The sequence below is a fragment of the Mycoplasma sp. NEAQ87857 genome, assembly GCF_009792315.1.
Lineage (GTDB): Bacteria > Bacillota_I > Bacilli_A > Mycoplasmatales > Metamycoplasmataceae > Mycoplasmopsis.
Genome location: NZ_CP045542.1, coordinates 300,657 through 326,629, shown reverse-complemented (window position 1 = coordinate 326,629; position 25,973 = coordinate 300,657). Strand labels below are relative to the sequence as shown.

General features: G+C 28.0%; 19 protein-coding genes. 11 read left to right on the top strand and 8 right to left on the bottom strand.

From position 1 onward, the window contains the following. Window positions 1–10: 10 nt before the first annotated feature. Window positions 11–2,101, top strand: a complete 2,091-nt coding sequence (gene fusA / locus GE118_RS01305) for an elongation factor G (RefSeq protein WP_158763655.1) — start codon at window positions 11–13, stop codon at window positions 2,099–2,101. 118 nt (window positions 2,102–2,219) lie between these two features. Here the strand turns inward: fusA and GE118_RS01300 are convergent, their stop codons facing one another. Continuing rightward, complete coding sequence (locus GE118_RS01300) at window positions 2,220–6,926, bottom strand: DUF4011 domain-containing protein (protein ID WP_158763654.1); 4,707 nt, start codon at window positions 6,924–6,926, stop codon at window positions 2,220–2,222. A gap of 323 nt (window positions 6,927–7,249) precedes the next feature. Here GE118_RS01300 and eno point away from each other — a divergent pair, with 323 nt between their 5' ends. The 9 genes from eno to lysS all read left to right on the top strand — a co-directional run bounded on the left by eno (window position 7,250) and on the right by lysS (window position 17,363). Continuing rightward, window positions 7,250–8,611: a phosphopyruvate hydratase gene (eno, locus tag GE118_RS01295; RefSeq protein WP_158763653.1), complete on the top strand. Its 1,362-nt coding sequence runs from the start codon at window positions 7,250–7,252 to the stop codon at window positions 8,609–8,611. A gap of 225 nt (window positions 8,612–8,836) precedes the next feature. Further along, window positions 8,837–9,982 carry a type 2 glycerol-3-phosphate oxidase gene (gene glpO, locus GE118_RS01290; RefSeq protein WP_158763652.1) on the top strand — a complete coding sequence of 382 codons (1,146 nt, stop codon included), beginning with the start codon at window positions 8,837–8,839 and terminating at the stop codon, window positions 9,980–9,982. 32 nt (window positions 9,983–10,014) lie between these two features. Beyond that, the gene (gene glpK / locus GE118_RS01285) at window positions 10,015–11,535 is read left to right on the top strand and encodes a glycerol kinase GlpK (RefSeq protein WP_158763651.1); all 1,521 of its coding nucleotides are present in this window, start codon (window positions 10,015–10,017) and stop codon (window positions 11,533–11,535) included. Continuing rightward, window positions 11,535–12,329 (top strand): MIP/aquaporin family protein, encoded by a 795-nt coding sequence (locus GE118_RS01280; protein WP_158763650.1) that lies wholly within the window; start codon window positions 11,535–11,537, stop codon window positions 12,327–12,329. The genes glpK and GE118_RS01280 overlap by 1 nt, the downstream gene beginning before the upstream one ends. A 45-nt stretch (window positions 12,330–12,374) precedes the next feature. Beyond that, window positions 12,375–13,370 carry a dihydroxyacetone kinase subunit DhaK gene (gene dhaK, locus GE118_RS01275; RefSeq protein ID WP_158763649.1) on the top strand — a complete coding sequence of 332 codons (996 nt, stop codon included), beginning with the start codon at window positions 12,375–12,377 and terminating at the stop codon, window positions 13,368–13,370. Window positions 13,371–13,377: 7 nt separating this feature from the next. Beyond that, window positions 13,378–13,986: a dihydroxyacetone kinase subunit DhaL gene (gene dhaL, locus GE118_RS01270; RefSeq protein ID WP_158763648.1), complete on the top strand. Its 609-nt coding sequence runs from the start codon at window positions 13,378–13,380 to the stop codon at window positions 13,984–13,986. A gap of 4 nt (window positions 13,987–13,990) precedes the next feature. After that, entirely contained in the window at window positions 13,991–14,377 is a 387-nt protein-coding gene (locus GE118_RS01265; RefSeq protein WP_158763647.1) for a PTS-dependent dihydroxyacetone kinase phosphotransferase subunit DhaM, read from the top strand. Between the two features lie 67 nt (window positions 14,378–14,444). Beyond that, window positions 14,445–15,830, top strand: a complete 1,386-nt coding sequence (locus tag GE118_RS01260; protein ID WP_158763646.1) for an MnuA family membrane nuclease — start codon at window positions 14,445–14,447, stop codon at window positions 15,828–15,830. A gap of 66 nt (window positions 15,831–15,896) precedes the next feature. Continuing rightward, the gene (gene lysS, locus GE118_RS01255; protein WP_158763645.1) at window positions 15,897–17,363 is read left to right on the top strand and encodes a lysine--tRNA ligase; all 1,467 of its coding nucleotides are present in this window, start codon (window positions 15,897–15,899) and stop codon (window positions 17,361–17,363) included. Between the two features lie 346 nt (window positions 17,364–17,709). Here lysS and GE118_RS01250 read toward each other — a convergent pair whose 3' ends face one another. From GE118_RS01250 to GE118_RS01225, 6 genes are all read right to left on the bottom strand, one after another. After that, window positions 17,710–18,183: a restriction endonuclease subunit S gene (locus GE118_RS01250; RefSeq protein WP_158763644.1), complete on the bottom strand. Its 474-nt coding sequence runs from the start codon at window positions 18,181–18,183 to the stop codon at window positions 17,710–17,712. 58 nt (window positions 18,184–18,241) lie between these two features. Next, the gene (locus GE118_RS01245; RefSeq protein WP_158763643.1) at window positions 18,242–19,405 is read right to left on the bottom strand and encodes a restriction endonuclease subunit S; all 1,164 of its coding nucleotides are present in this window, start codon (window positions 19,403–19,405) and stop codon (window positions 18,242–18,244) included. Window positions 19,406–19,420: 15 nt separating this feature from the next. Then, a complete protein-coding gene (rsmG, locus tag GE118_RS01240) occupies window positions 19,421–20,110 on the bottom strand; it encodes a 16S rRNA (guanine(527)-N(7))-methyltransferase RsmG (protein ID WP_158763642.1) in 690 nt (229 codons plus the stop codon). Window positions 20,111–20,166: 56 nt separating this feature from the next. Continuing rightward, window positions 20,167–21,468: a restriction endonuclease subunit S gene (locus GE118_RS01235; protein WP_255473581.1), complete on the bottom strand. Its 1,302-nt coding sequence runs from the start codon at window positions 21,466–21,468 to the stop codon at window positions 20,167–20,169. A gap of 44 nt (window positions 21,469–21,512) precedes the next feature. Continuing rightward, window positions 21,513–22,721, bottom strand: a complete 1,209-nt coding sequence (locus GE118_RS01230; RefSeq protein ID WP_158763640.1) for a restriction endonuclease subunit S — start codon at window positions 22,719–22,721, stop codon at window positions 21,513–21,515. Window positions 22,722–22,811: 90 nt separating this feature from the next. Next, entirely contained in the window at window positions 22,812–23,786 is a 975-nt protein-coding gene (locus GE118_RS01225) for a ribose-phosphate pyrophosphokinase (protein WP_158763639.1), read from the bottom strand. Between the two features lie 162 nt (window positions 23,787–23,948). On the opposite strand from GE118_RS01225, the gene GE118_RS01220 reads away from it, so the two are divergent. Continuing rightward, entirely contained in the window at window positions 23,949–25,010 is a 1,062-nt protein-coding gene (locus GE118_RS01220; protein ID WP_158763638.1) for a Fic family protein, read from the top strand. A gap of 24 nt (window positions 25,011–25,034) precedes the next feature. On the opposite strand, the gene GE118_RS01215 is transcribed toward GE118_RS01220, so the two are convergent. Then, window positions 25,035–25,967: an NAD(P)/FAD-dependent oxidoreductase gene (locus GE118_RS01215; protein ID WP_158763637.1), complete on the bottom strand. Its 933-nt coding sequence runs from the start codon at window positions 25,965–25,967 to the stop codon at window positions 25,035–25,037. Between the last annotated feature and the right edge of the window lie 6 nt (window positions 25,968–25,973).

The following is a 25,973-nucleotide window of genomic DNA, read 5'->3' as shown; positions in this document are numbered from 1 at the left end:
GGTATTTATAATGGCTAGAGATTACGATTTAAAAGATTACCGTAACATCGGTATTATGGCCCACATTGATGCAGGGAAAACAACAACAACAGAAAGAATTTTATTCCACACAGGAAAAATTCACAAAATTGGTGAAACACACGACGGAGCTAGTCAAATGGACTGAATGGCTCAAGAACAAGAACGTGGGATCACAATTACTTCAGCTGCTACAACAGCATTCTGAAAAGGAAAAAGAATTAACATCATCGATACTCCAGGACACGTTGACTTTACAGTTGAAGTTGAACGTTCATTACGTGTATTAGATGGTGCTGTAGCTGTATTAGATGCTCAATCAGGAGTTGAACCTCAAACAGAAACAGTTTGAAGACAAGCTACAAACTATAAAGTTCCACGTATTGTTTATGTTAACAAAATGGATAAAGCCGGAGCTGACTTTGCAGCTTCTGTAGCATCTGTTAAACAACGTTTAGGTGGAAACGCAGTTGCTATCCAATGACCAATTGGTGCAGAATCAGATTTTAAAGGAATTATTGACCTTGTTACAAGACAAGCAATCACATACAACGGAGAAGCTGCAGAAGAAGAATTTCCTACAGAAATTCCTGCTGATTTAGTTGATATTGTTGAAATCAAACGTCAAGAATTATTAGAAGCTGTTGCAAACTTTGACGAAGAATTAATGATGTTAGTTCTTGAAGGTGGAGATGTTGATGAAGAAACATTTAAAGCAGCTATTAGAAAAGCTACTTTAACTTCAGAATTCTTCCCAGTAGTTTGTGGTACATCATTCAAAAACAAAGGTGTTAAGAGAATGATCGATGCAGTTATTGATTACTTACCATCACCTTTAGATGTTCCTGCTATTAAAGCTTACAACGGAGATGAAGAAGTATTTGTTAAAGCAACAGATGATGGTGATTTTGCTGCTTTAGCTTTCAAAGTTATGACAGACCCATTTGTTGGATCATTAACTTTCTTCCGTGTTTACCGTGGAGTTTTAAACAAAGGAAGTTACGTATTTAACTCAACAAAAGATCAAAAAGAACGTATTGGACGTATCTTACAAATGCACGCAAACAGCCGTGTTGAAATCGATGAATGTCGTGCAGGAGATATTGCTGCTGCTGTTGGACTTAAATTCACAACAACAGGAGATACATTAGTTCAAGAAAAAACTGCTCCTATTGTATTAGAAAGAATGGTGTTCCCAGAACCTGTTATTTCTCAAGCATTAGAACCAGAATCAAAAGCTGCAACAGAAAAATTATCATTAGGATTACAAAAATTAGCAGCTGAAGACCCTACATTCAGAACTTACACCGATGAAGAAACAGGTCAAACAATTATTGCTGGTATGGGTGAATTACACTTAGACATCATCGTTGACCGTCTTAAAAGAGAATTTGGTGTTCAAGCTAAAGTTGGAGCACCTCAAGTTTCATACCGTGAAACAATTACTAAAACAGCAGATGTTGAAGGAAAACACATTAAACAATCTGGTGGTAAAGGTCAATATGGACACGTATGAATTAAATTCGAACCAAACCCAGATGGTGGATTTGAATTCGTTGATAAAATTGTTGGTGGAAAAATTCCTAAAGAATACATTAAATCAATTCAAAAAGGTCTTGAAGAAAAAATGGCAGCTGGTATTTTAGCTGGATACCCAATGATTGATATGAAAGCTACATTATTTGATGGATCATACCACGATGTCGATTCATCTGAAATGGCTTATAAAATTGCTGCTTCTAAAGCTCTTACAAAAGCTAAAGACCAAATTGGTACAGTATTATTAGAACCAATTATGGATGTTTCAGTAGTTGTTCCTTCAGATCACATGGGGGATGTAATTGGTGATTTATCACGTAGAAGAGGATTAGTTCAAGATCAAGAACAAAGAAACGATGGAGCTGTTATTGTTAAAGCACACGTTCCACTTTCAGAAATGTTTGGATACTCAACAGAACTTAGATCTATGACAAGTGGTAGAGGTACATACCAAATGCAATTTGATCACTACGAAAAATGTCCAAAAACAATTTCTGATGAAATCATTAAACGTAGAAATATTCAATCAAAAGATGAAGATTAATATTTAATTACAACTTTATAATTCAAAATACAGAGAATTAATCTCTGTATTTTTTTTGTACAACTAAACCCCAATAGGTCTAAAGGTCATAAAAAAATATGCATAATTATGCATATTTTTAGTTTAATTCAATAACATCACCTTTTAAAGTAACTTTATTTTCTTTAATAAGAACATTTATAGCATTATTTATTTTAGTTTTAATAGCAGCATTAACACTACCATAAAGACATAATTTAGCTATTTCAGCAACTAATACATCAACACTAATAGCTTTGCAATTTTTTAAAATAGTTAAAATACCAGCAGAAATTTCTAATAAACTAATATTTGCAAAAGTTCTTTTGTTTATATCAGTTGTTGCTTTTCTGAATTTTATTTTTTTATTATTACTATAAATAAACCCATTAGTGAAAGTAATTTGTTTAGCTCTTTCAAGGTTTTGTAAGTAGTTTAAAAAATCGTTTTTAACTGTTTGGTTAAATACTTGTCTTCCATAAACTTGAGGAATGAATTTTTTAATTTCATCAATAGAAACAGGAGCAGCAAGTTCAATAATTTCATCAATATAATCAAAAGGTTTTCTATATTTATAGAAGTTGATTAAATCTAAAATAGGATATTCTTCAAATAATTCACCTATTGTAGTTTGGTTATTGATTTGTTCAATTGTTGTGATTTCTTGCTCTTGTTTTTGGGTTGTATTTGTTTCTTTTTCTTTAGAAGCAATTGTGTTATCTATAGTTATATCAACTTTAGGTTTATCAATTTCTTCTAAGTTTTTTTGAATAAATTGTTCTAATTGTTTAATTTGTTGATTCTTGTTTTTAAATCAATCAGTAGATCATATACGATAGATTTTTCAACCTCTATTTTCTAAAATTTCTTGTCTTAATCTATCTCTGTCTCTAGCGGATTTTGATGAATGGAATGTTGAACCATCGCATTCAATTCCTAAGACAAATTGATCAGGATTTTTAGGGTGCACAATTGCTAAATCAATTCTATAACCGCTTGATCCAACTTTGGTTCTAACATCATAACCTAGTTGAACTAGTGAGTCATATACTTCTTGCTCAAATGGATTCATAGAATTTGATTTATGAGTTGAATCATCTAAACTATTATTACCATTTTCAGCATATATTAGGTAATCTTTTAAGAATCTTCTACCTCTAGAACTTGTTGAATCAATACTAATATCATCTCCTGAGATTGATGAAACTATAATTGTAGATTCTTTAGCTCTAGTGAATGCAACATTTAATCTCTTGTATCCATCATCATAGTTAATTGGTCCAAAACGCATATACATTCTACCATTAGCATCAGGGGCATAACAAATACTTATAATAATAATATCTCTTTCATCCCCTTGAACAGTTTCAATATTTTTAACAAATAAAGGACTAGGATTATCTGTATTCATAAACTGATCAATTCAAGGTTTAGAATTTCTAGCTTTATCTAATTTATTTTCAATTAATAATTGTTGTTTTTTATTAATTGTTACTATTCCAACACTTTTAGTAGTTTTGTATTTTTTATAAATAGTTTCAAGAATTTCAAGTATTTTATTTGCTTCAACTTCGTTTTGTTGATTAGTAAAAATACCTTTAACTTTATGGAATTCTATTCCTTGGAATTTTGAAGGTTTTGCAATTGAAGGGAAGGTGATTAAGTTGTGATAAATTTCTTTATTTGAAGGAACAATTAATTCTTCAAATTTACTACGATAGTGTCATCTTAGTTTAATAGATGGTAAGAATGATTTAGCAGCAGTAAGAATTGAATCATAATCATCAGTATCTGATTTTTCAATTTCTAAAATATCATCTGAATTATCACTATTAAAGAAATTAGTAGGGGGTAATTGGTGCTCATCACCTACAATAATGTGTTGTTTAGCTCTAAATAATGCAACAATAGCACTTTCTGAACAAACTTGAGAAGCTTCATCAAATATTACACAATCAAAATTAATATCTGATTTTTTAAAGAATGAACTTACAGCTAAAGGAGACATCATTAAACAAGGTTTAATAGTGGTAATTAGATCAGAAATTTTTTCAAATAATGATTTAAAAGGCATTATTCTACGATCTTTATTAGCTTCTTGAACTAATAATTTAATTGAAGGATTTAATCCTTCTACTGAGTTCATATTTGGTATTTTAGACATAATTTGTGCATTAACTTTAAATTCTGCAATTTTTTGAATGTCTTTTTCAACAGTACCAAATTCTTCTTTCATTTTTTGAATTTCGGTTCCATTGTAACTAGAACTTAATCCTTGTTTTACTAATAGATGTTCAATTAATAATAAGTAAAATCTTTTAGTAAAAATATTAAAGTAATCATTATGAATATTAGAATCAATTAATTTGTTAGCAAATTCTTCTAAATTTAATTGCTTCATTTCTTCGTATGAAGATAAGAATTCTAAATAGTTATTTAATTCATATTTAGATTCGATAAATTTTTGTAATTTATCGAATAAATGTCTTGAATCTAAGAATTTTAAATTCAAGATAGTATTATCAAAATGATCTTGGAGTTTATTAGATTGTTCAATTAATTCTGTACATAATTCTAGTGATTTATGAATTACTGAAAACGCATAATCTTTATTGTGGAATCAGTTAATTAATAAATAAATTACATCATTTTCATAAATTAAAACATTTTTAGATAATTCAATAAATTTTGCATATCAATGTAAGTCATTAACAATGTTTTCTAAATCAATAATTCCCGAGAAGTTTTTATCAAAAATCACTTGACTAGAATTCTTTTTAATTTGATAACTTACTACTTGTTTTTGATGAATTAATGATGCTTCATTTTTCAATTCTAAATATGAAGCTTTTTTGTTGTTTCTTGCGTTTAATAATTGTTTTTTATATTTTCTATATTCTGATGAGAAAAATCTTTTAACAAAAGTATTAGCTTTGTTAAATGCATGAACTGCACTTTGACCATCAATAGAATTAATAGTATCAAGATTGTAATTTGATGATATTTCTTTCTTTAATTCAACCTTGGTTTTAAAATCGTTATAAAGTTTTTCGTATAATTCAATTTCACGAGAAAGATCATTGATTCTTTTAAATCTTTCATCAATTCTTTTTAATTGAGTTAAATGTTCTAAAAATTCTTTGAATTGTTCAATTGATCGTAAGAAAGCTAAATTATCTTTATAAGAAATTTTTAAACTAGGTTTTAAATTATTTTGTAAATAATATTGAGTAGATTCTGATAATTTAAGAGTTTCTTCAATTAAATTAATTAAGTTTTCTTTAGAACTAATGTTATTAGAAAGGTTATTTAAACCATATCAATCATTATTTTTAAAGTTGAAGTTGATATTTTTGAATTTATTTTGAAATAAATCAATTTTTTTCTCATAAGTAAATAATTTATTTTCATCAAAAGTATCAACATCTTTAATTGAAAAAATTAAAGATTGAGAATCTTTCTTTAAACCATATAGTCCATATAATTCATATAAACTTTTATTTAATGGAGGGTTTATTGTTGTTATTTTTTCATAGTAGGTATTTAAATCTTTTTTAATATTTTTATATCTATCAACCTTTTCATTTGAATAGGTTTCAGAAATAACTTGAATTCCTTCACTAGCTTTTAATAATGTCTCATATAGGTTTTGAATAATTTCTTTTTTATCTAAATTTGAATCATGAATTGGTAAAGCAAAATCATTTAGACCAATTTTTTTAAGATTATTATAAACAACATCTAAAGCTGCTTTTTTTTCTGCAACGAATAATACTTTTTTACCTCTAGCAATTAACTCAGTAATAATATTAGTAATAGTTTGAGATTTACCAGTTCCTGGAGGACCTTCAAGCACAAAACTTTGACCATTAATAGCTGACTGGATCGCAGATTCTTGAGAAGAATCAGAATCTAATTTATGATAGTAGAAATTAGGATTAATGTATTGATCAACTTGATTTTCTTTAACTAAATTTCCATAATCAACAGTATTAGTGTCAGAAATTAATTTTTTGTAAAAACTACTTTCTTCAATTTTGTTTTCATTTTGCTCAATATCTTTAACCATATCAATTTTTGCAAAGTGAAAAATTGATAAATCAATACGATCAATAATTTCTCAATTTTTTAATTTAAATTCCTTAATTTTTTCTTGAAATCTTGATTTATATTCATTGTAAAACTCATACATTGATAAATTACTGTAGTTAGGCATTTCAATATCTATATTGTATTCGCTTCACATTTTATAAACTAATGTTTCATTTAATACTAATTCATCACCATTAAATTTAACAGAATATTCACCGTCTTTTTTTTGTGTTAAATCAGCATTTAAAAATGTTAAAGGCGCATAATAAACTGAGTTATCTTGATATCACTTTAAATATCCAACAGCAAAAAATAAAACATCAATAGCATTTTCATCGTGGTAGTAATTGCTAATTTTAAATAAGTTTCTTAAAACTTGTTTTTGTTTAGTACTATAAGCATTAGTATAAATAATATTTTTAGTTTTAGACTTAGTAATTAATGGAAGAATTTCGCTTTGAGTATAATAATCTTTTTTAGCTACTTGGATACCATTAACTGTAATAGTTTCATCTTTGCTTGATGCTTTTTTACCAGAAAAAACATTACCAATAGTTGTTTCTCTTTTACCAACAATTTGATCTAAAAAAGTTTTAACATCAGGACTTACAATGTTAATGGTACTGTTTTTATTTTTCTTATGATTTAGAGCTTTATTATTCAAAGAAAGGTCTAATAATTTTTCTTTTCATCTTTTAATATTTTGCTTTTCCACAAATAACCTCCTATTATTTATTAATATAATTAATATTATAATTAAATATAGTTAATTACAATTTATAAGGCAAATAAAAGTATAGAATTATGACTTATTTTGCATTTAATATCTTGAAATAAAAATATTTGTGTATAAATACCACAAAAATATTTTTATTTAAATTAAATAAGATATTTAATGAAAAGACTTCCACATTTTTATTTATAAGAATTTTAAGAGTGATTAAATACTAAATAAAAGTAATAAAATAATGTGGTATTATTTAAATACTTAAAAACTATTATATATAGTCATTTTATTTAACTTATTTAAGGAGAAATATGTCAGCAATTACAAAAATTCATGCACGTGAAGTTTTAGATTCTCGTGGTAATCCAACTGTTCAAGTTGAAGTTTATACAGAATATGAAGGATATGGATCAGCAATGGTTCCTTCAGGAGCATCAACAGGAACAAGAGAAGCTCTTGAATTAAGAGATAAAGGTACAAAATACGAAGCAAACTGATTTGGTGGTAAAGGTGTTATGACAGCAGTTGATCACGTTAACCAAGATATTGCACCACACTTAATTGGTATGGAAGTTACAGACCAAAGAAAAATCGATTTATTAATGTGTGAATTAGATGGTACAGCAAACAAAGAAAAATTTGGAGCTAACGCTATCTTAGGAGTTTCATTAGCTGTTGCTAGAGCTGCTGCAAATGAATTAAGAATTCCATTATACAAATACTTAGGTGGATTTAACGCTCACCAATTACCAGTTCCTATGTTAAACGTTATTAACGGTGGAGAACACGCATCAAACACAATCGACTTCCAAGAATTCATGATTATGCCAGTTGGAGCTAAAACTTTCAGAGAAGCATTACAAATGGCAAACTTTGTATTCCACAACTTAGCTAAATTATTAAAACAAAATGGACACGGAGTTCAAGTTGGTGATGAAGGTGGATTTGCTCCAAACTTCAAATCACACGAAGAAGCTTTAGATTTCTTAGTTGAAGCTATTAAAGCTGCTGGTTATGTACCTGCAACTAAAGGTGAAAAAGCTGTTGCTATTGCAATGGACTGTGCTTCATCAGAATTATATGAAAATGGTGTATATACATTTGGTAAATTACAAAAAGCTATCGAATCAAAACAACCTGGATTTGAAAACTTAACAGATGTTAAATTAACATTTACATCAGAAGAAATGGGAGAATACTTAAAATCTCTTGTTGCTAAATACCCAATTATCTCAATCGAAGATGGATTTGCAGAAGGTGATTGAGAAGGATTTGAAAGATTTACAGCTGAAATGGGTGATAAATTACAAATCGTTGGAGATGACTTAACAGTTACAAATACAGCTATTTTAAAACGTGCTATTGAAGAAAAAGCAATGAACTCAATCTTAATTAAAGTTAACCAAATTGGTTCATTAACAGAAACATTTGACGCTATCCAAATGGCTCAAAAAGCTAACATGACAGCTGTTGTTTCACACCGTTCAGGAGAAACAGAAGATTCAACAATCGCTGATATCGCTGTTGCTATGAACACAGGACAAATTAAAACAGGTTCATTATCACGTACAGATAGAATTGCAAAATACAACCGTTTATTAGCTATTGAAGAAGAATTAGAAGGTGCTGCTGAATTCTACGGAGATAAAGCTTTCTACAACATCGTAAAATAATCTAAATAATAATTAAGAGATCGCAAGATCTCTTTTTTTATTTAACTTTTGATTTTAAGTATAGCTTTCACCAAAAGAAGCTTCAAAAAGCTAATTGTTAAAAATAAATGTGTAATTTTTTGCACATTTTCATATAAATTTCACTATTTTTAATTACTTAGTAGCAAAAAAACTAAAATTAGATTAGTGGGTAACCACAAAAACTTTCTTAAGATTAGGAGATTTATGAAAAAATACGACGTTGTTATTATTGGTGCTGGAATTATTGGTGCCTCAATCGCTTATGAATTATCTAGATATGAATTAGATGTTTTAGTGCTAGAAAAAAACCCTAAAGTAGCTAATGAAACATCATTAGGAAACTCTGGATTGATTCATGGTGGATTTGATCCAGAACCATGAAAAATCGAAGCAAAACTTAATCTAGAAGGAAATAAAAAATGACAAAATGATTGATTTAAGCATTTACAATTTCCAAGAGTAAAAATTGACTCATTAATTCTTGCATTTAATGAAGAAGAAATGAAACACGTTCATATGTTATATGACCGTGGTTTAGAAAATAAATTAGATCCAAAAGATTTAAAAGTTCTTACACATGATGAAGTATTAAAAAGAGAACCAAATGTTAACCCTAAGGTTTTAGGAGCATTATTATGTACATCATCTGTTGCAATTCAACCTGTTGAAGCAACTAAAGCACTTTTAGGTGCAGCAAAACAAAATGGTACTGAACTTAAAGTAAGTTCAGAAGTAACAAAAGTTGAATATGTTGATGGAGAATTCATTGTTACAATTAACCACGATACTAAAGTAAAAGCTAAAAAAGTTGTTGATGCTGCAGGACATTATGCAGATACTATTGCAAACGAAAATGGATTTGATGATTTCAAACAAACTACCAGAAGAGGAGAATACAGAATTTTAGATAACTATGACCCTAATTTAGTTCACTCTGTATTATTTAAAGTTCCTACAATTCATGGAAAAGGAGTTATTGTTGCTCCTACATTAGATGGTCATTACTTAGTAGGACCTACAGCTGAAGAAGGAGTTCCAAAAGAAGATACTAGATTAGTAACTCCTGCTAAATATGACTACATTGGAGAAATAGGACATGAAATCATTCCTTCATTAAAACTAGAAAGAACTATTATGACATTGTCAGGTTCTAGACCAATTGATGTAGAAACCAATGATTTTGTTATTAGAAAATCAAAAAATAATAAAGATTTTATTCTTGCTGGAGGAATGCAATCACCTGCTTTATCATCAGCACCTGCTATTGCAGAAGAAATTGTTAAGTTATTAGAACTTAAACTTGAACCTAGAAAAGACTTCAAACCAGATTATTCAATAGATGTATATTAAAAAATAATCTTATTTTAAAACCGGAGTTATAAATGGATAAAAAATATGTCATTACTCTAGATGAAGGTACAACTTCATGTAGATCTATTGTATTTGACCAAAATGCAAAAATCGTAGCTGTTTCACAAAAAGAATTTACTCAATATTACCCTCAAAGCGGATGAGTAGAACATGATCCAATTGAAATTTGAAATACTCAACTTTCAACTATGCAATCAGTAAAAACTCAAGCTGAAATTAAATCAAAAGATATTCAAGCTGTAGGGATTACTAACCAACGTGAAACTGTTGTTCTTTGAAATAAAGAAACAGGAACTCCTGTTTATAATGCGATCGTATGACAAGATCGTAGAACAAGTGAATATTGCGACACTTTAGATGAATATAAAGATGTCATTAGAGAAAAAACCGGTCTTATTATTAATCCATACTTTAGTGGTACAAAAATTAGATGGATTTTAAAAAATGTGCCTTTAGCACAAAAAACATTAGAAAAAGGAAACTTACTTGCGGGTACTATTGATACTTGATTAATTTGAAAATTAACCAGAGGTAAAGTGCATGCAATTGATGTATCAAACGCATCAAGAACTTTATTATTCAACATCAATACTATGGATTGAGATGATGAACTTTTAGAATTATTTGAAATCCCACGTGAAATACTTCCAGAAGTTAAATCATCATCAGAAGTTTATGGTCATATTGATCCAATGTTTTGATCACTTAGAGCAACCAGTGAAGTACCAATTGCTGGAGTTGTTGGAGATCAACAATCTGCTTTATTTGGTCAATTATGTACCAAAGTTGGTATGGTTAAAAACACTTATGGAACAGGTTGCTTCACCTTGATGAACATTGGTGAAAAACCTATTCTTTCAAAAAATAAATTACTTACAACTGTAGCTTGAAAAATTGGAAATCAAAAACCAGTTTATGCTTTAGAAGGATCAGTCTTTGTAGCAGGAGCTGCTATTCAATGAATTAGAGATGGACTTAGATTAATCTATAATGCTGCTGAAAGTGATTTTTATGCATCACTAGCAGAAAAAGATAAAACCCACCAAGTATATTTAGTTCCATCATTTACAGGATTAGGAGCACCTTATTGAGATTCATATTCTAGAGGAGCAATGTTTGGTCTTGAAAGAGGTACCAAAAAAGAACACATTATTAAAGCTACTTTAGAATCTATTGCTTTCCAATCAAATGACTTAATTAAAGCTATGTCATCAGATATTGAAAGCAAAATTGAAGTATTAAAAGTTGATGGAGGAGCAAGTAATTCTAACTACTTAATGCAATTCCAAGCTTCTATTTCAAAAACCAATGTTGTTAGACCTAAAAATGTAGAAACTACTGCTTTAGGAGCTGCATTTATGGCAGGATTAGCAACAGGATACTGAAAAGATTTAGAAGAAATTGAAAAAACAACTGAAGTTGATAGAGTCTTTGAACCAAAAATGGATGACAAAGAAGTATCAAAACTCACTCATGGATGAGATGTTGCTGTTAAAAGAACTTTAAATTGAATTAAGGATGTGGAGGAATAATGGGTGCATTTGCTGCAACAGGTAGCGAAATTGGACTAATATTTCTTGGAGAAATATTAGGAACAATGTTATTAATTATTTTAGGTAATGGTGTAGTTGCTAGTGTTAAATTCAAAAATATGTTTGCTAAACTCACTGCACCTAATTGAGTTCTAATCACTTTTGCTTGAGGATTTGCGGTATTAGTAGGGGTAATTGTTGCTCAAGCATTTAAAGCTCCTGGATATTTAAATCCTGCAGTTACTGTATATGATCTTGTTGGTAATATAGGAGTATTAGCTAATAAAGGTAAAGCAATTGGATTGTTCTTGTTATATGTTTTAGGACAATTTATTGGAGCAATGCTAGGACAAGTAGTTTTAAACTTTATTAACTGAAACCACATTAAAGACAGCACTAATGCTGATTTAAAAGGATCAAGCTGTACAGGTCCTGCTTATGCAAACGCAACAGGAAGAAACTTTTCATACGAATTTGTAGGAACAGCGGTGTTAATTGGGGTTATTTTAGCAATAGGTAAAAACCCATCTCTATCTAACTTAGGTCCAATTCCAGTTACATTATTAGTTGTTTCTATTGGTATGTCTTTAGGATCATCTACAGGTTATGCAATTAACCCAGCAAGAGATTTAGGACCAAGAATGGTATATGCATTAACTCAAAAATTCTTCTTAAGTTCAAGAGAACAAACCTCTCCAGATTTTAAATATGGATTAATTGTGCCAGGAGCTGCACCTATGCTTGCTGGTATCTTAATTGGTTTGATTCCATTAGCATTATCATTAGCAAAATAAAACATGAAACACAGCTTAGTCTGTGTTTTTCTTCAGGGAGAAATTATGAAAAAATTATTCAATAAGGTAGAAAATATTGTTAGTGAATTAGCTCAAGGAATTGCTTTAGTTCATTCAGATAAATTATTAAAACTACCAGATCACAATGTTATTGTTAAAAAACAAAAACCAGAAGATAAAGTTATTTTAATCAGTGGTGGAGGAAGTGGTCATGAACCTGCTCATGCTGGTTATGTAGGTCAAGGAATGCTTGATGCTGCAGTATTAGGAGAAATATTTACTTCACCAACCCCTGATGCTGTTTATGCACCAATTGAATACTATAGTTCTAAAAAAGGAACTTTATTAATTATTAAAAACTATACTGGAGATGTAATGAACTTCCAAATGGCTGCTGATATGGGAGCTATGAATGATTTAGAAGTTGATTATGTTGTAGTTGATGATGATATAGCTTTAGAAAATAGTGAATATACTGTAGGAAAAAGAGGAATTGCAGGAACTGTATTTGTACATAAAATTGCAGGAGCTAAAGCAGAATTAGGAGCAACTTTAGCTGAAGTTAAAGCAGTTGCTAATAAAACTATTAACAACTTAGCATCTTATGGAATTTCTTTAGATGCTTGTACTTTACCTACTTTAGGCAAAAAATCATTTGAAATTCCAGATGATGAAGTAGAAGTTGGTTTAGGAATCCATGGAGAAAAAGGAACTCATAGAGAAAAAATCAAAACTGCTGATGAACACACTCAACAACTTTATGAAATTCTAAAAGCTCATCATAAACTAGAAAAAGGCAATAAAGTTGCTATTATGGTAAATGGTTTAGGTTCTACTATGTTAATGGAGTTATATATTTTAGCTAGAAAAATTAAATTACTAGCTAATGAAGATCAATTAGAAGTAGTAGAATTTTTAGTAGGAAATTATATGACTAGCTTAGATATGCCTGGATTTAGTTTGACAATTTTAAAACTAGATGATGAATTACAAGATTTATTAACTAAATCAAGTGATACAGGAGCATATACTAAACTTTAGGAGTGATATGAAATTTAATGAATTAATTAATAAAATAACTTTAAACATCAATGAGAATAAAGATTATTTAAATGAATTAGATGCAGCTATTGGTGATGGAGATCATGGAACCAACGTTGCTAGAGCTTTAGTAAAAGTATCTGAACAATTAGAATCATTAAATAATTTAGATTTAGCTACTAAATTAAATAAAATTGCAATGTTAATTTTATCTAATGTTGGTGGATCTAGTGGCCCATTATTAGCTACTTGATTAATGGGATTTGCTAAAGAATTAAAAGCAAATAATTTAGCTTTAGATTATAGTGATTTTATTAATTACTTTGCTAGTGCTAATGAAGCACTAAGAAAAAGAGGTAATACAGCATACAATAATAAAACTATGTATGATGTACTTTATTTTGTAGAAGAAAAAGCTAAAGAAGTTAATAACTATCAAGAATTTGTAGCTAATTGTGCTAATTGAGCTAATAGCAAACTTCAAGAAACTAAAGATATTATTGCTAAAAGTGGTAGAGCAAGTTATTTAGGACCTAGAAGTATAGGACATTATGATCCTGGATCATATACTATTTATTTAATTTGCTTATCAGTAAATGAGGTATTTAATGGTTAATATAATGATAGTAAGTCATAGTTATCATTTAGCTAAAGGATTAGCTAAATTATTAGAAGATGTAAAAACTACTAATGTCTTTATAATTGATTATTCTGGTGGATTAGATGTTGAAACCATTGGAACAGATTATGTTGATATTAATACTAAGGTAAATAATTTATTAACTGCAAATAATAATGATTTAATTATTATTTGCGATTTAGGTTCTTCAATTATGACTAGTGAAATGGTAATTGATGGACTAGATCTAAATAATCAACAAAGAGTTATGATTGCTAAAACTCCTTTTGTTGAAGGTGGATTTGTTGCTGTTGGTTTATCTAGTGTTTGTGACACTGTGGCGGATCTATATATGAAGATGGTAGAACAATTACCAATTATTAAATAAATATAAAATAACAGTTAATTTAATTAACTGTTATTTTTAATTACTTAATTAATGTAAAATAATAACTGTGAAAATATCAAAGTTAAAAACAATTAAAAAAATAATCTTAAGTTCATTAATAATAAGTACTACCCTAGCAACTACAACAGCAATAAGTTGTATTGATTTAGGTAGTAAAAAATCAAAGGATGATAAAGCTAAAGATCCTGCTATAGAAGTATCTAAAAATCCAAATAATCAAGGATCAAAAGATCAATCAGGTTCAAAGAATAACGAAAATAAAACACCAAAAGAATCAACTGGTGAAACAAATACTAATCCAAAAACACCAATAAACAAAGATATTTCTTATGCAGAATTAGAAAAAGAATCTAATTTCGTAAAAGATTCAAACAGAACAAGAATTCTTCATTGAAATATCTTAAATTATGGTGGAGAAAAATCTACTGCATTATCATCAAAAGTGTATAACATAGCAACAGCTTTATTTAAATCTAATGCTGATATTATGGGATTAACTGAAGTTAATTATGATGATGGTCCTAAGGTTGCAAGAATTGTTAAATGAATGAATGATTTTGCAAAAGTTGAGAAATATTCTTTTAAATTCCAGCCTATTGATCAAGCTTTAAATAAGGATTATAAAACTTCAAAAGAACAAATTGCTATTATTTATAATAACCAAACAGTAGAACCAGTAAATTTCAACAATAATAAGATGTATGATTCATTTAAAGGACCTATTAAAAAAGTTGAATCAAATGATGATGTTGTAAGTGTTTTAGATGCAGATGATAGTTTTGTTAGACCTTTATTTGGTATGCAATTTAGAATTAAAAATAACAATAAGTTAATTACTACTTTCTTTGGTCATTTTGATTCTCCAGGAGTAAAGGCAAATAGTAATGAAACACCTGTTAAAGGTATTTTAGATGGAACTTATGAGATAAAAAATCAAGGAAGTAAAGAGATATCAGAAGCAATAGGATTAATTCAAGCTTTTGAATTCTTTAAATCAATTTCAAACTCAAATAATATCATCTTTGGTGGAGATACTAATATCAAAGAAGAATCAGCATCAATTTTTGATTATGTTAATTTAAAATCAAATACTCAAAGTTTTTACCCTTCAAACATTGCAAATAATACTAAATTCTTAACATCATTAACTACTGCAAACGCTTTTGCAAAAAAGAAAAATCATTCAGGTTATTCAAATAGCTATGATAAATGAGTATTTAAAGAAGGTGATATTGATTTTAGAGACTATAATGAAGAACCTAATTTCTGATTTAAAATCGATATTGTTAAAGGTTTTAAAAACCATTTATTTAATAAAGAAATTACAGCTAAAAAATATAAGGATTTATATAAAAAATCAACCAGTGATTTTAATTTAATAAGAAATATAAGTGATCATGCACCAATCATTATTGATGCTATAAGTAAATAACATAAAATTTATAAATAATGTATACTTTATTTACATTAACTTTAAGTAAAAAATAAGGAGTTAAATATGGAAAAACATACAGAACAAGAATTAATTAGACGTAATAAATTAGATTTTTACAAAGATAATAATATTGAAGCTTTTGCTAAAGCAAAAAACTTAAAAGATATTGAATATTCAGATCAATTAGCTGCTAAATATGAAGGATATTCTAAAGAAGAATTAGAAGAAAAAGCATTTTCTACAGCTATTGCTGGAAGAATTATGACAATGCGTGGACCTTTTATTTTAATTCAAGATTATCATGGAAAAATTCAAGCATATTTTAATAAAAAAATGGATGAAAATTTAACTAAATTAGTTGATACTTTTGACCTTGGAGACATTATTTATGTGCAAGGTTTGGTAATGAAAACCAATACAGGTGCAGTTACAGTTAAAGCTAAAAATATTAAATTACTTTCAAAAGCTTTAAAACCACTTCCTGATAAATTCCACGGATTAAGTGATATTGAAGAAAGATACCGTAGAAGATATGTTGATTTAATTATGAATGAAGAATCAAAAAATGTCTTTTGAGCAAGAACTAAAATTATTAGTGAAATTAGAAGATATTTTGATGAGTTAGAATACATGGAAGTTGAAACACCATTTTTACACGATTATTTATCAGGAGCTTCAGCAAGACCATTTAAAACTCATCATAATGCATTAGATCAAGAATTTGTTTTAAGAATTGCTACAGAAATTCCACTTAAAAAATTACTTGTTGGTGGAATTGATAGAGTTTATGAAATTGGTCGTATTTTTAGAAATGAAGGTATTGATACAACTCATAATCCTGAATTTACTTCTATTGAATTTTATGAAGCATATACTGATATTGAAGGTATGATGAATCGTACTGAAGAATTAATCAAAAGAATTGCTGTTAAATTAAATAAAACTAAAGTTATTAATAAAGGTGTAGAAATTGATTTAACTAAACCATTTAATCGTATTGATATGGTTGATGCAGTTTCAGAAGCAACAGGAGTAGATTTTAGAACTATTTCATTTGAAGAAGCTACAGAAGTAGCTAAAAAACACGGTATTAAGATTCAAAAATTCTTCCAATTAGGTCATATTATTAATGAATTATTTGAAGAATTAATTGAAAAAACATTAATTCAACCTACATTTGTATATGGTCATCCAATTGAAATTTCTCCTTTAACTGCTAAAACAGATGATCCAAGATTCACTGAAAGAGCAGAGTTATTTATTAATACTAAAGAATATGCAAATATGTATACAGAGCTTTCAGATCCAATTGATCAATTAGAACGTTTTGAAGCACAATTAGAAGAGAAAAACAACGGAAATGATGAAGCAAGTGACATAGATTGAGACTTTGTTGATGCTTTAGAATACGGAATGCCTCCTGCAGGTGGTTGTGGTATTGGAATTGATAGATTAACAATGTTATTAACAGAAAAAGATTCAATTAGAGATGTTTTATTATTCCCTACTATGAAAAGAAAACAAAAATAAAATCATATAAGTCATACTTATATGATTTTTTATTATTTTTTGCTTAGAAGTTCAAATGGGTAATTACGATAATAAGTGTATTGCTTTTGTCTAAGTGAAATTTCTAAAGGTATACCTTGAGAAAAATCATTTGATATTTGATGGAGATTATCTAATATATTTACTATTTTGTTTTAAGAAATAGGTTTTGCCAGGCCATTCTGCTTATTAGCGATATATAAAATAAAGTAACTTTCACTTGATAAAGATAAATAATAGTGATTTAATTGGATTTAATCTCTCTTTCTGTTCTGTCAAACTCACTAGTATTTAAGTAGTTAAATATTTGATTACGGTGGTATTGGTATTATTTGTTTATTAATTCTACTTCTTTAAGTAATTTTATATTGAGATCAATAATAGTTTGTTCAAAGTTATCCAAAAAATCAACAATTTTATTTTGTATAGATAAAGAAGTTAAAGTGATTAACTTGCTAGAAGTGTCTTGTATTCAATGTCTTTTATGATTGCTGGTTTGATTTATATTAACTTGCATTCAATAGTAAACGAATTTTAAATTAATAATATTTTCATCAAATGGTTTTAATATTTTAATAGCAGAAGACTTAATTTTAAAATCAAAATCAACTCATTTATTGTCGCAAGTAAAATCATCAAAAATAATTACGGGATTATTTATGTTTGCATTATATATACCTTCTGTTTGATTGGTGTATCCTAAAACAAAACTTTTACCAGCTGTCAAAACAGGTGTTTTATATTTATTATTATATTTTGGATCTTTACCAACTAAATACTTAGCGGGTTGTTGATAATTCATTACATATGATAAAGGTATTGTAATTGAATTGAAGATATATTGAAGTATTTTGAGAAGGCTACCACTCTCTCTCTCTCTCTGCTCTATCAACAACACCAGTATTTAGGTAATTAAAGATTTGGTCACGGTAGTATTGGTATTGTTTGTTTCTTAGTTCTACTTCTTTAGGTAGACCGATATTTAAATCGTTACATACATATTCAAAATTATCTAGAAAATTAACTATTTCATTTTGAATAGATAATGAAGGTACATATATTTTGATATCTTGAATATCTATTCTAGTTAATTGTTGTATTGTAGATGTATCAAATGTTTTTTCACTAAAATATTTGGATAAATAATGATATAAGAATTTAGCACTAGTATTATTATTTGGAATCAATGTTAGTAATCTAACAACAGGGGTGAATGGATAATCTCTATATTCACAATATCCTATTGTTCCTCTTGCTGATATTGTTACACATTCATCATTAATGCTGAATGTATCTGAGTAACCTAAAATTGCCTTTTGTCCTTTACCATTGCTTACAATAGGAAACTTATATTTTTCATTTTTATACTCTAGATAATCATTAGGTTTATCTCTACCGACTAATATGGTAGATATTTCACTTAATTTTTTTATTTTTATTCGTGAATTATCCTCAAAATCAAGTAATCTATCTCTATAATAGACATACTGAGCTGAACGTAAGTTAAGCTCTTCTGTAAGCTCTTCTGTAAGCTCTTCTGTAAGCTCGGTGAAGGAGTCTAGTACACTTACGATTTCTTTTTGGATGCTTAATGGTGGAACCGGCACTTCAAAAAGAATAAAATCAGATTTATTTAGAGCAGGAATTGCTCCTTTTGATACTAATTGGTTAATAATTTTATCTTGATTATTCTTTAAATAATAATAAATAAATTTAGTTAATAAATTATTAGATTTAGATCTAATTACATAGCATAAATTACCAGCAAAAAAATTCTCGCTAGAATAATTTATAAAACCCGCATTGCCTCTGGAAGCAATTATTATAGAATCACCAGGATTGTTATAATTATCACTTCTGCCAAATATATTAATACTTGAATTGTAAATAGGATATTTACCATTTTCTATATTGCTTTTTTTGTTTACTAAATTAGTTGTACCAAATATTGCGATATCCTTTATTCTCTTATACTCTACTCCATTAGGACAAAGCTCATAAATTAATTTTTCTATTTTGTTCATGTTCTTTTCTCAAAATTATTTTGATTTAGCTTTGATTTCTTTTCAAGAGTAAGGGAATTGCTTTGGAGTTGATCTTTTTTTGGTTATTTCTAAAATATAGTTGGTTCTATCTAAATTAGGTATATCAAATTTATAATAATTTATATCTACGCTTAATTGTTTAATTACATCACTAGCATCTTTTAATTCTTGATCTACTAAATTAGATTTTAATAAAATCATTTTACCTTTAACTTTTACCACATGAAATGCTGCCATTAATAATGACCGAACACTAGCAACAGCTCTAGCTGTTGCTATATCAAAGATATTTTTATCTTTAACTTCTTCAACTCTTTGTTTAAAGACTTGAATATAATTTCCTAAATTAAGTTCTGATATAACTTCATTTAGGAAATTAACTCTTTTTTGAATTGGTTCATAAATAACTACTTTATTAGATGGTTTGGTCAAGATATAAGGTATAGAAGGAAAACCTGCTCCTGCACCTATATCTAAAATTGTTCCATTTTCTAAATCTTTAGTTATTTCTAACATAAAATCTAAAGATTCTAAAATACCTTCAGTTCATAATCTTTCACCAGAAAACCCAGTAAGATTCATTACTTTATTTTTTTCTTCTATCATATTTACATATTGTTCAAAAAGAGAGAAATCTCAATTATTATCAATACATTTTTTCTTTACTATTTCTTTACTTGTCATATTATCCTTTGTACTAATTATAAATAAAAAAGTACAATTTTACTTTTTGTACTTTTTTACTTTTTATATTTTTGATTTAATAAGCTAAAAACGTAATTTCTGTAGTAATTATATTGCTTTTGTCTAAGTGCAATTTCTAAAGGTATACCTTGAGAAAAATCATTTGATATTTGATGGAGATTGTCTAATATATTTACTATTTTGTTTTGAATAGATAATGAAGGGATAACAATTTTAATTTTCTTAAATTTATCCTTAGATAAATTAAATCTTGTTACACCATTAACACACCTATTGATGTTAGATCTTAAGTTATTTGTGTGAAATAAGAACTTTAAGTAATGTGGATTTATGAAGTTGTAATCATATAATCTAAGTCCAAATGAAAAACTATTTAAATAAACTCTTTCGTCGCTTTGTTTGTTGTATAAACAACACATAGCACATTCGTTTTGATTTTCTGATGATCCTGTAAAAAGCAAATCATTAACAAGAACCTTATTTTGTTTTTCATTTTCTTTTATTTGAACTTTATTATTTAATTTCAAATCATTATTTATTTCTATATTATTAAACACATCAATAAAAGAAACAAAATATGAATTAGAACTATGAGTAAAATCAACTTGAGTTTTACCTGTTAAGCCGTTGTAAAAATAACCAATATCTTCAAGAGAGACCTCAACTTGATCAAAGATAAATAATAGTAATTTAACTAGATCTAGTCTCTCTCTCTCTCTCTCTGCTCTATCAAACTTACCAGTATTTAGGTAGTTAAAGATTTGATCACGGTAATATTGGTATTGTTTATTTCTTAATTCTATTTCTTTGGGTAAACCAATATTTAAACTAGAACATACTTTCTTAAAGTTATCTAAAACATTAACTATTTTATTTTGAACAGATAATGAAGGAATAGTTATATTTATATTTGAATAAATATCATTATTTATATTATTTATCGTTGAACTATCAATTAATTTATGTAATTGATCATTTAATTTATCGCTAGTTAAAAAGTGATAAATAAATCTAGGGTTAGCAGATTTCAAGGTTTTAATTTTTGCCATAAAAGCACCAAAACTATAGTTTTCGATATTATTTGATATGAAAGCAACTTTACCAATATGCTCTTTAGATCCGCTTGCAATGCACATTAAAATATCATTTTTAAATAGTTTTTGAGAATCTTTAATTTTAATAGTGTTTTTAATTTTTTTAATATCTTCAAATAATAATTGACTTTGTAGTGAGATATTATTTGCTCTAAGAATATTTATATAATCATCTGTTGAAGAATCTTTTATTTCATCATTTTTAGAATAAGAAACACCACGAATAAATTCAGTTACATCGATTAATTTAACATTAATATGACCAAATATATGAGTAAGAATTGTAATTAATTCAGATCGTCTCTCTCTCTCTCTCTCTCTGCTCTATCAACAGCACCGGTATTTAGGTAATTAAATATTTGATCACGGTAGTATTCGTATTGTTTGGTTCTTAACTCGCTTTCTTTTGGTAAACCGATATTTAAATCAAAAGATATTGTTTCGAAATTATCCAAGAAATAAATAATTTTTCTTTGTATAGAAATAGAAGGTATTTTAATAGTTATATTTTCAATGTCTTTATTATAAAGTCTTTCAATTGTACTTGTTTTACCTATACTTCAAGGTTTTGTTTTTAAAAAATAGTAGAGATACTTGTTTAAAATATCCTTTTCATCATTTTCTAATCAAACAATATTTGAATCTTGAAAGTATTGATCTTCACCATCAAATTCAAGAATTTTGCCAACGGTTCCAGAAGTAGAGATTAATATTTGACCTTTTGAAGGGTAAGAATATTTGTTTCTTAATTCATTAAATAATTTTTGTGAAATGAATTTATTGCTTTTTCCTCCTATTGTGGAAATTGTGTGAAAAGGGATACCGCTAATATCGTTAGTATCTCTACTTAAAACTCTTTTACACATTTTTACAGAACAAAAATCACCTAATTTTTTAATTTTTATTTCTTGATTTTCTCGAAAATCAAGTAACCTATCTCTATAATAGACATATTGAGATGAACGTAAGTTAAGCTCAGCTGTAAGCTCAGCTGTAAGCTCAGCTGTAAGGTCGGCAAAGGAATCTAGTACACTTGCAATTTCTTCTTGAATTTTTAAAGGAGGAACAGGAATTTCAATATCTGACATTACATTTGACATTAATTTAGGATTACCATTTGCTTGATTAACGAATTTAGGTGTGTATGAACCAAGAATATATGATAGATATTTCATATTAATATCATTATTTTTGCGTTCTAATAATCCGCAAATATTTGTAGCGTTAAATTTACCATTTCTATAAAATACGGTTCCTGCATATGCTCCATCAGTAGTTCAAGAAACATACTCCCCTGAATATTTATAGGTATTTATATATCCAATAATTCCGTTGTTTTGAGTTTGTGATGAATAAACAGGATATTTACCAATGTTTTTAGAAATATAGTCCTTGGATATTACTACACCTCTAGAAACAGCACAAATATCTTTGATTTTCTTATACTCCACTCCATTAGGACAATATTCATTAATTAATTGCTGTAATTTATTCATAATTCCTTCTCTCTACTTGATATATAACGCTAACTGACACCTTTTTTAAAATTATAAATAAAAATGCAATATTACTATTGCATTTTTGTATTACATATTTTTAATTTCTTCTTTAAAGTCTAGATAAACGTTTGAAATGCTTCCGCCATTAAGTGATGCATTAATTACTTTACCTAAGAATTCTCCCAAACCAACAATTTCTAATTTTTTGTATTTGTTTAATAATTCATAGTTATCAATACTATCAGTAATAATAACTTTTTCAACATCATCATTGTTTTCAAACATATCAAAACCTTTGGTAAAAATACCATGAGTTGCAACAACGATAACCTTTTTAGCACCATTGTCTTTTAAGGTTTTAACAGCTTTTAAAATAGTTCCACCAGTATCAATAATGTCATCCACAATAACAGCATTTTGGTTTTCAATGTTACCAATTAATCCCATAACTTCAGTTTGATTAACACCAGTTCTACGTTTATCAATAATACAAATTTTAACTGTATCAGCAATTAATTCAGCTAATTTTCTAGCTCTAGTAGTTCCTCCGTGATCTGGAGATACAACAGTGAATTTTTCTTTTCTAGCTTTAAGAGCTTTAGCAAGAGGGAATTGTCCTCTTAAATCATCAACAGGGATATCAAAGAATCCTTGAATTGAAGGGTTGTGTAAGTCCACACAAATAACTTTAGAAGCTCCAGCAGTTTGTAATAAATCTGCTACTAATTTAGCTCCAATTGGTTGCCTTCCGCTAGCTTTACGGTCTTGTCTTGCATACCCGTAGTAGCTTAAGCAAATGTTAATGCTTCTAGCACTAGCTCTTTTTAAAGAGTCAATAAATAATAATAATTCCATAATATTATTATTTACTGGTCTAGAAGTAGATGCAATAATAAATACATCTTTATCTCTAACAGTAGGTTCTGAAACCATCATAACTTCACCATCTGCATAAACAGTACGGTTAACCTTTGATAGTTCAATACCTGTAAGTTCTGACACTTTTTGTGCAAGTTTTAAGGAATTTTCCATTCCAAATAAAACAGTATTTTCTCTATTCATTTTTATCCTTTGTTCAATTTATATCTTTATTTTATATATTTATTTTTTTTAGAAAATCGATAATTATAAATTTTCTAAAAAAATAAGTAATTTATTACATATATAAATTTTTTATTCTCCTAAAAGTTGTATAATTTTAGGAGAATAAAAAAAGGAAAAGATATGAAAGAATTTAATTACAGAAAATATAATAATTGAACTTGAGATAACGAAATTGTTAATTTAGTGAGTTTAATTAATTATCATCAAGGTAAAATGGAAGTGTTTATTAAACAAAAACCAGCGGTCTTAGAACATTTAGCTAAAGTAGCAATGTTTGAAAGTGTCCAAGATTCAAATAAGATCGAAGGGATTATGGCTTCCAGTTCTAGAATTAAGGAATTAGTAGAAAACAATACAACACCATTAAATATAGAAGAGCAGGAGATTTTGGGTTATAAAGATGTTTTAGAAACAATTAATAAAAATTATCAAGAGATTGCAATTAATAATAATTACATTTTGCAATTACATCGAGATTTATATCAACATAGTAACAAAAGCTTTGGTGGTAAATTTAAAGATACTCCTAATGTTATTGTCCAAGTTAATAGTGATGGAAGTATGAAAGAAAGGTTTAGGTCATTAGAGCCGAATCAAACACCATTAGCAATGGAAAATTTATGTAAAGAGTTTAATTATGCTTTAAGTAAGCACGATGTAAATCCTTTAATTACTATTTCTCTCTTTATTTTAGATTTTCTTTGCATTCACCCTTTTAGTGATGGAAATGGAAGAATGAGCAGATTATTAACTAGTTTATTATTACAAAAAGAAGGTCATTTAATCAGTAGGTATATAAGTTTAGAAACAAGGATAGAACGAACTAAAGAAGCGTATTACAGTGCTTTAGAGCAAGCTAGCAGCACTTGATATAATCAAGACTTTAACCCTATTCCATTTATTAAATATATGCTAAGAATCATTTTAATGAGCTATGTTGATTTTGAACAAAGAGTTAATTATTTTGACTTAAACGCATCATCAAAAGAAATGATTCAAAGAGCTATTAGAGAGAAAATTGGTATATTTACCAAAGTAGAAATTTTAGATCTTGTACCTAGTGTTAAACACGCAACTGTAGAGAACACATTAAAGGAACTTGTAGAAGAGGGTTATATTGAAAGACATGGTAAGGGTAAAGCAACTTTCTATGTTAAGAGCGATAAAAAAGATGAACTATAAGGTTCATCTTTTGGTTTAATAGTTTTATTTAGCTTCTGCGTTAATTAAATCAACAATCTTTTTACCAGCAATTGCTCCATCACTAGCTGCGGTAATGATTTGACGAATATCTTTTGATCTAATATCTCCTGCAGCAAATAATCCAGGGATTGCTGTTTCCATAAAGTTATTTGTGATGATAAATCCTTTATCATCAAAGATGTGTTCATAATGTTTAACAAAACCTGCATTAGGTTCCATACCAATGTAAGGGAAGAATGATTTAGCAAAAATTTCAACTTCTTTACCATCTTGATTAATTACATAAACTCTTTCTAAAGAGTTTTCACCTTCTAAACGATCAATTTGAGAGTTTTTATAAACATAAACATTAGGTAATTTTAATAAATCATCTACTAATCTAGGCTCAGCAGTAAATTTATCATCTTTAAGTACAATATGTACTTCTGAAGCAATGCTTGAAAGATATACTGATTCTTCAACTGCAGAATTACCTGCACCAAGAACCACAGTAGGATGACCTTTAAACATAGGTCCATCACAAATAGCACAGAAACTCATTCCTCTGTTTTCATACATTTGGTGGTTTTTTACAAAAGTAGGACGTCTATTAGTCATTCCTACAGCAATAAGAACGGTTTTAGAAAATAGTTTTTCACCATTTTTTAAAATTATTTCAAAATCATAATCACCTAAACGGTTGATTTCAACAACATCACCATAAACATATTTGGCTCCATATTTTTGAGCGTGCTCAAAAAAGTCAGTAGCTAATTTTCATCCTTCAACAATCTCAGTACCAATTCAGTTTTCGATTTTTGAAGTAGATGATAATTTACCTCCAGGAGCTCCTTTTTCAACAAAGGCCACATTTAAATTTGCTCTAGAAGCATATAATGCAGCATTTAATCCTGCAGGTCCTGCTCCTACGATAACAAGGTCGTATTTGTTTTCCATAAATCC